Origin of the sequence: Dyella sp. EPa41, from assembly GCF_016586165.1 — a bacterium.
GTDB lineage: Bacteria > Pseudomonadota > Gammaproteobacteria > Xanthomonadales > Rhodanobacteraceae > Dyella.
Map to the genome: position 1 here is coordinate 1 of NZ_BCPR01000125.1, position 6,886 is coordinate 6,886.

The 6,886-nt window shown below is 65.1% G+C and carries 8 protein-coding genes; 1 reads left to right on the forward strand and 7 read right to left on the reverse strand.

Annotation, left to right across the window (positions count from 1 at the left end):
- Nucleotides 1-142 precede the first annotated feature (142 nt).
- From JMF82_RS21290 to JMF82_RS21320, 7 genes are all read right to left on the reverse strand, one after another.
- A complete protein-coding gene (locus JMF82_RS21290) occupies nucleotides 143-856 on the reverse strand; it encodes a hypothetical protein (RefSeq protein WP_201316528.1) in 714 nt (237 codons plus the stop codon).
- Nucleotides 853-1,596, reverse strand: a complete 744-nt coding sequence (locus JMF82_RS21295) for a hypothetical protein (protein ID WP_201316529.1) — start codon at nucleotides 1,594-1,596, stop codon at nucleotides 853-855. Before JMF82_RS21295 ends, JMF82_RS21290 begins: the two co-directional genes overlap by 4 nt.
- Nucleotides 1,597-1,599: 3 nt before the next feature.
- Entirely contained in the window at nucleotides 1,600-2,127 is a 528-nt protein-coding gene (locus JMF82_RS21300; RefSeq protein WP_201316530.1) for a phage tail protein, read from the reverse strand.
- Between the two features lie 10 nt (nucleotides 2,128-2,137).
- Nucleotides 2,138-3,733: a phage tail sheath subtilisin-like domain-containing protein gene (locus JMF82_RS21305; protein WP_201316531.1), complete on the reverse strand. Its 1,596-nt coding sequence runs from the start codon at nucleotides 3,731-3,733 to the stop codon at nucleotides 2,138-2,140.
- A 33-nt stretch (nucleotides 3,734-3,766) separates the two neighbouring features.
- Nucleotides 3,767-4,036 (reverse strand): hypothetical protein, encoded by a 270-nt coding sequence (locus JMF82_RS21310; RefSeq protein ID WP_201316532.1) that lies wholly within the window; start codon nucleotides 4,034-4,036, stop codon nucleotides 3,767-3,769.
- 204 nt (nucleotides 4,037-4,240) lie between these two features.
- Complete coding sequence (locus JMF82_RS21315) at nucleotides 4,241-5,224, reverse strand: sigma-54 dependent transcriptional regulator (RefSeq protein ID WP_236585619.1); 984 nt, start codon at nucleotides 5,222-5,224, stop codon at nucleotides 4,241-4,243.
- 240 nt (nucleotides 5,225-5,464) lie between these two features.
- Nucleotides 5,465-5,929, reverse strand: coding sequence for an Lrp/AsnC family transcriptional regulator (locus tag JMF82_RS21320; RefSeq protein ID WP_201316533.1), 465 nt, complete (start codon nucleotides 5,927-5,929; stop codon nucleotides 5,465-5,467).
- 106 nt (nucleotides 5,930-6,035) lie between these two features.
- Between JMF82_RS21320 and JMF82_RS21325 the strand changes: the two genes are divergently transcribed.
- Nucleotides 6,036-6,650 (forward strand): LysE family translocator, encoded by a 615-nt coding sequence (locus JMF82_RS21325; protein WP_201316535.1) that lies wholly within the window; start codon nucleotides 6,036-6,038, stop codon nucleotides 6,648-6,650.
- Nucleotides 6,651-6,886: the final 236 nt, after the last annotated feature.

The window sequence follows — 6,886 nt, forward strand, 5'->3', positions numbered from 1 at the left end:
GCCTTGCTGATGCCCTTGCGCGCGATATCCGGTGGCTGCAATGTCACTTCGAGATCGCTGAGCTCGTTGTCCAGCGCCGGCATCTGCGTCAGCAGCAGGTTGCGCAATGTGCGCGTGGCGGCGGCAATGGCCAGTACGTTGCTCATGGCGATGCCTTGCCACGCTCGCGCAGGTAGTCATCGAAGGCATTGCGGCGAGGTGCCTCCTGATGACGCGGCGTCGATGCGGGCGCCGCACCCGCCCTTACCTCCAGGCGGCCGATGGTCACATGCACGACGGGCTCGTGCTCCACGCCCTGCGGGGGGTGCTCCGCGCGTGCCGTGTGCCGCGACGGTCCGCGATCCCGGTGATCGAGCCCTACCGACTGCGCCGGAAACACAGCTCCCCGGGGCGGAAGCAATGCGCCGTCATCCGCATCGCGCGCCGGTAACGTGACGTGCTGATGCACATGCTCGTGGCGCACGCGGCTTTCCATCACGGAGGGGATGGCCTGCGCATCGGACGACGCCCTCACCGGATGCATCAACTGCTGGCTCGGCTCCGTCCTGTCGCGCCCCAATGCGGAACGAATGGGCGCAATGCGTAGAGCCGCGGCCTCTTCCTGGGTAGGTTCCAGGCGGCGTGACGCCGTAAGCTTTTCCGGCACGCTGCGCGATGGCGCCTCACCCGCTGGCGCGCGCCTCGCCTCATCCTCCGCGAAGACGTTCGCCGGCTGGGGCGACCCGGCCCCGTGCGCTTCCGCCACCGGCATCAACACATCCCGCTGCGCAGGCTCGAATAGCGAAGGCACCCGCGGCACGAGCAGCGCCTCGCCACCCATGACCCGTGATGCCACCCGGCCGAGAAAGTCGCTCACGACGCGCATTGCTCCAGGTAGGCCTGGCGGCGTCGCGGACTCATCGCCACGATGTCCGACTCGCTCCAGTGATAGGCGCGCGCCAGGGTGTCCACTTCACGCAAAAGGCGCAGCGCCCATGCATGCAGCTCCTGCCAAAGGAACGTCGCGATATCGAACAGCGGCTGCCAGCGATGGGCGCACTCCGGGCAGACGCAATCGAACTGGATATCCGCCTGCGGATCGGCCGCCGCCATGGCCGCGGCCAGCTCGGCCTGCACGTCGGAAGAAAAGCCGGCGACGTCTGCACTCCCTTCTCCGCCGACATCGATCACGCAACGCGCAAGCAACTGCCGCCGCGCCTCGTCAACATCACCGCACGACTGCAGGGCCAACAGATCGGCGCAATTCACGGGACGAAAGCGGATCGCCATGTCGCGCCCTGCCGGGTGCAGTTCCAATACATGCTCGGTCACCGCCGGTTCCGTCGGTGCAAGCTGAAGCGCTTCGCCATCAAGCAACAGCTCCACCGTCGACTGGCACGCGGGACATGTTGCAACCCCCTGCAGGACATGGCCGAACAGCTTGGCGTGCAAGCGCAACAGCCGGGCGTCGCGATCGCCCAGCGAAAGACCGAGCCACGCATCCTCGCCCTGCGCCTCGTCCGTCAGCCGCAACAGCCACAGGCCGCGCGCCACGGCCGGCGCATCGAGTGCGCGCTCCCACACGTTCAACAACTCGCTGGCCGTCGGCGTGCGCATGGCTCAGCCCACGGGCACCGTGAAGGTGGGTTCGGTGGGCTCCTGCACGCCGACATCGCGCTCCCAACCCTCGTTTTCCAGCTTGATGTGCTGGATGGCCACTGCGTTGGCATTGGCGTCCAGGTCCGGCAAGGCCTGGTACTCCGACACCCAGCAGCGGTAGATCTTGTAGGCGAGCGCAAGCTGGCCCGCCTCGTTGTACACCTCGAGGATCAGGTCCTTGCGAAAGTCCTTGAGCGACACTTCGGCGCCCAGCCCGGCGCCGTAGTTCCAGATCTTGTTCGCCCACTTCTCGAATTCGAGGTCGTGGGTGACGCCGCGTTCGATGCTGATGGCGTCGTACTCGGTGCGCCCCGGCGATTTGCGGCTGCTGCTGGGGTCGCCGCCCTCGCGGTGCTTCACCACTTCGGTGGTGCGCTTCAAGCCCGATACCTTGCTGACGCCCGCCACATAGCGGCCATCCCACTTCACCCGGAACTTGAAGTTCTTGTAGGGATCGAAGCGCTGCGCGTTCACGCTGAACTGAGCCATGACATTGTCCTCAGGTCTGGATCTGGCCGGCCATCTGCTGCAGCTGGATGACCACGAATTCGGCGGGTTTCAGTGGCGCGAAACCGACCACGATGTTGACGATGCCGAGGTTGATGTCGTTCTGCGTGGTGGTTTCGCTGTCGCACTTCACGAAGTAGGCGTCCTGCGGGGTCTTGCCCTGGAAGGCGCCCTGGCGGAACAGGTTGTGCATGAACGCGCCGACGTTGAGCCGTATCTGCGCCCACAACGGATCATCGTTGGGCTCGAACACCACCCACTGCGTGCCGCGGAACAGGCTCTCCTCGATGTAGAGCGCGAGGCGGCGCACGGGGATGTACTTGTAGTCGTCCGCCAGCAGGTCCGAGCCGCGCAACGTGCGCGAACCCCACACCACCGCCCCGCTGGCCGGGAAGCTACGCAGGCAGTTCACGCCGAGCGGATTGAGCTGGCCGTTCTCGCCATCGGTGAGCACGACCGAAAGGCCCTGGATGCCATTGAGCGCCGCATCCAGCCCGGCCGGCGCTTTCCATACGCCGCGCTGCGTATCGGTACGCGCCATCACGCCGGCGATGATGCCGCAGGGCACGAAGGTGTCGATCTGCCCCTGGCGCGCGGGGTCGGACTCCAGCACGCGAGGGAAGAACACCGCCGCATTGCGTGCCGCCGTGCCGTTGAGGTTGAGGTCCGTCAGCGCCTTGTTGTTCTGGCTGGTGATCGCATTGGCGCTCGACCATGCCCCCGGCGCATCCACGATCAGCAAGGCGCGACGATCGACGCAAAACGCCATGGCCTGCTGGTAGACGCCGGGATCGGTGTCGCCGCCGCGTGTATCGGCCGGAATGCACAACAGGTTGAACAGGTCCACCTTCTTGAGCGCATACATGCCGGTCTTGTCGTCGGCGTTGCCCTCATAGGTGCCGGGCTGCAGGGCGGGACTGTCCACGCCCTTGTTCTTGACGCCGACCGAACTGCCGTCCTGATCCCACACGGTCTTGCCGGCCGGCGCATCGCCCATGGCGGCAGGCACCGCGCTGGTCAATGTGCCGTCCTTTACGCGGATCAACGATGACCCCGCCTTCAGCACGCGATCCACGCGTCGCGGACTGTCTTTCACGGACACATTGAGAAACGACTCCTGCGCGCCGCTGGCCATGTCCCGCACGGTCACGTTGAACAGGTCGCCCGCCGTCAACCCGTACAGCGCTGCCACCTCGGCGGACACCTGGGTGTCGATGCGCACGCGCAGCTGGTTGGCCCAGCCCCCCGCGGATGCCGCCTCGAGCGTCAGGTTCGTGATGTCGAAGTTCGCCTTGGCCTTGCTCGCGTCGCCCTCGTACAGCCGCACGATGATCGCCTGCGCTCCGCCATTCAGATAGAAATCGCGCACGGCGTAACCCAACGGATAAGCGGGATCGAGCGCGCCGAAGTTGCGCTCGTAGTCACCGTAGCTGTTGATGAGCACGGGGCCATCCGGATCGGCATCGATCGGGCCCTTCGCGGCCCGGCCGATAAAGGCGGTGATCGAGGTCGCGACGCCGGTGATGGTGCGAACGCCACTGGGGATCTCCTCGATGTAGACGCCTGGGTAACTCAGTGTGGCTGGCATGGGTGTTTCCTCGGTAAGGGCCGGGTGTGGCAGTCAATGCAAGGGCGGCCGGGTGTCACGGTTCAGCGCATAGAGCACGGCGCCGTCGGGAAGACGGTCACAGCGAAGCGCGCCCCGCTCCACCAGCACGCTGAGCACGCGCTCGATGCGTTCGCGCTCGGTTTCGTAACGCTGCTGTGGAAGCCACCAGCTGACGATGCCATCGAGCGTGTCGGCGGCATCCGGGTGGCGATGCAGATAGGCAAGCACGGCACGCTCCACTTCCTGCCTCCCCCGCTCGTCGTCACTTCGCCGATGACCCATGCCGTGCCTCCACGTGCACGAGGTCTTCAGGCAACACGCGTGCCAGCGCACAAGCGCGACAGCACAACGATGGCCACAACACGCCGGGTCGGAAATGACCCGCTTTACCGGCGGAGATGGGTCCACCCGAACCCGCTGAAGGTGCGCTTCGGGCACGCTGTCACGCGCGATGAATGCGCGGGCATCGTTCAATGACGGGGAAACTTACGGCTGCGTGCGGAAGCGGCGTGTATCGATGCCGTGCTTCTTGAGCAGTTTGCCCAGTTGCCGGCGCTCGGTGCCCGACAGGCGCGCGGCCGCCGTGACATTGCCCTGCGTGCGCGCCATCAGTCCGAGCAGGTAGCCACGCTCGAACACGTGGATCGCGTGATGGCGTGCCGCGTGATAGCCAAACTGGTCATCGCCCGGCCCGAACCCGCCGGCAGGCACCACCGCATCGTCGGCCAGCTCGGCCACGGCGGATGGCTCGATCAACCTTCCATCCGCCTGCATGTAGGCACGAAGCACGACGTTCTCCAGTTCGCGCACGTTGCCGGGCCATGCATACGCGCACAGGATGCGCATGGCTTCCCCACTCCACTGCTTGGTGGATCCTTCGAGCCGGCGCGCCATCACATCCAAAAAGTGTTCGGCGAGCAGCGGCACATCGCCTTCGCGCTCGCGAAGCGGTGGCATGCGTACGTTCAGTGCGTTGAGCCGGTATTGCAGGTCGCGACGAAAACGGCCCGCCGCCACCTCTTCCTCCAGGCAACTGTTGGTCGCGGCAATGACCCGTGCATTGGACACGCGCGCGAGGCCGCCACCCACGGGACGGTATTCGTTGTTCTCCAGGAAACGCAGCAAGGTCACCTGCGCCTTGCTCGACAAGGTATCCACCTCGTCGAGAAACAGCGTGCCGCCGCGTGCATGATCGATCAGGCCGGGCTGTGCACAGCGCGCATCCGTATACGCGCCACGCTCGTGGCCGAACAGTTCGTTCTCGATGAGATTGTCCGGCAACGCCCCGCAATTGACGGGTACGAAGGGACGCCCGCTCCGTGCGCTGGCGTAATGAATCTCCCGCGCGGCGAGTTCCTTTCCGGTGCCGGTCTCCCCCTCGATCAGCACCTGGATGTCGCATTCGGCGTAGCGGCGAAGCTGTTCACGCAACCGCTGGAACGCCGATGATTGTCCGAGCATGACAGTCATCGTCCCTTCCCCGTGAGTCCGTCGAGGCATGGGCAAACGAAGCCGCCAGGCTTGGGAATTCGCAACGACCAGTGGGCGGGCGGCAACGCGCGCAAATATAGGCGGACTCTGCCGCCAATCCCATCCGGCCTAAGTGATAGGGGTGCCGATGTATATAGGCTTTTTGGTGGCGTCGCCCCGGGTCACGCCCTGCCGGACGTCCACGGGACCACACCCGCCCACCACGCGGCGCAACCGGCGCTAGAGCGGCAACGCATAGGTCTGCTTGACGACCTGGCTTGGCAAATCCGTCTTCACGTTCTGGATGCCATTCGCGCGGGTGAGGTGCGTGGATTGAAACTGCCTGTACGCATCCAGGTCGGAAACCACGACACGCAACAGCGCATCGCTCTCGCCGAGCATGATGTAGCACTCCATCACCTGGGGCAGCAGCTTCATCGCGCCGATGAAATGCTCGATGGTCTCGGCGTCCTGGGCGGTCAGCCATACGCGCGTGAACAGCGTCAGCCCGGCGCCGACCATCGACGGGTTGAGAATCGTCACGTAGCGATCGATGACACCCGCCTCTTCCAGCAGGCGAACCCGCCGCAGGCACGGCGACGGCGACAAGCCCACCTTGCGTGCGAGATCCGTGTTCTGCAGCCGCCCGTCTTCCTGCAGGGCACGCAGAATCCGCCTGTCTATCGCATCAAGCTTGATTGGCATACCCGTCTATCCACGGCTTGTTTATTGGCATGATATGCCAAATTTGCTCATAACATTGGAATAATTGGCGCCAAATGGCGCCATGACTGGCGTAATTTGTTCCGCCATGAACAACCATGCGCTAGGCCTCTTCGCCCTCACCGTCCTGCCCCTTATCTGCGCACCCGGGCCGGACATGCTCTTCATCATTTCCCAGGCGGTTTCCGGCAGCGCTGTTGCCGGCTTGCGCGCCACGCTTGGTGTCTGTGCCGGCTACGTGGTGCATTCGCTGCTGGTGGCCTTCGGCCTCGCCGCGGTCATCGCCGCTTCACCGCTGATCTTCGAATCCCTGCGATGGGCCGGTGTGCTCTACCTGGCTTATCTGGCCCTGCAGTTGCTCAGGTCAGCCGTGAAACCACGCGCCGCCGGCGTGCCGAAGGAGCAAGTCGCGCATCAGTTCGGCAAGGGCTTTCTCACGGCCGCGCTCAACCCCAAAGGGATGATGATCTACTTCGCGATCCTTCCGCAGTTCATGCAGCACGACCAACCGGCCGCACGACAGGCCCTCGTGCTCTCCGCGATCTTCATCGGCTTGTGCGCCCTGGTCTACAGCGTGCTCAGCGCCGTGGTGGCCACCACCGGAAGCAAGGCCGGTGGCCTCGGCGATCGACGCAGGCGTTGCGTTGAAGGCATTTCCGGAGGCGTGCTCATCGCCGCCGCCGCAAAACTGGCGAGCCACTGAGAGCAGCGTGCGATGAAAGGCGGTGGGATGTGCGCATTACCGAGTGCGCCCGGTGCGCGATCGCGGCATTCCAGTGGCAACGCTCCGTAAGGCTGTCGCGCACAGGGTGCGCTCCTACAAGAGCAGGCAGCCACGCCGCAACATCGCCACACACTCCCTCTCCCCTTCGGGGAGAGGGCTGGGGTGAGGGGTGGGTGCTCGCGAAAGAACTCCCTACTGCGCCATCCAGCACTGCG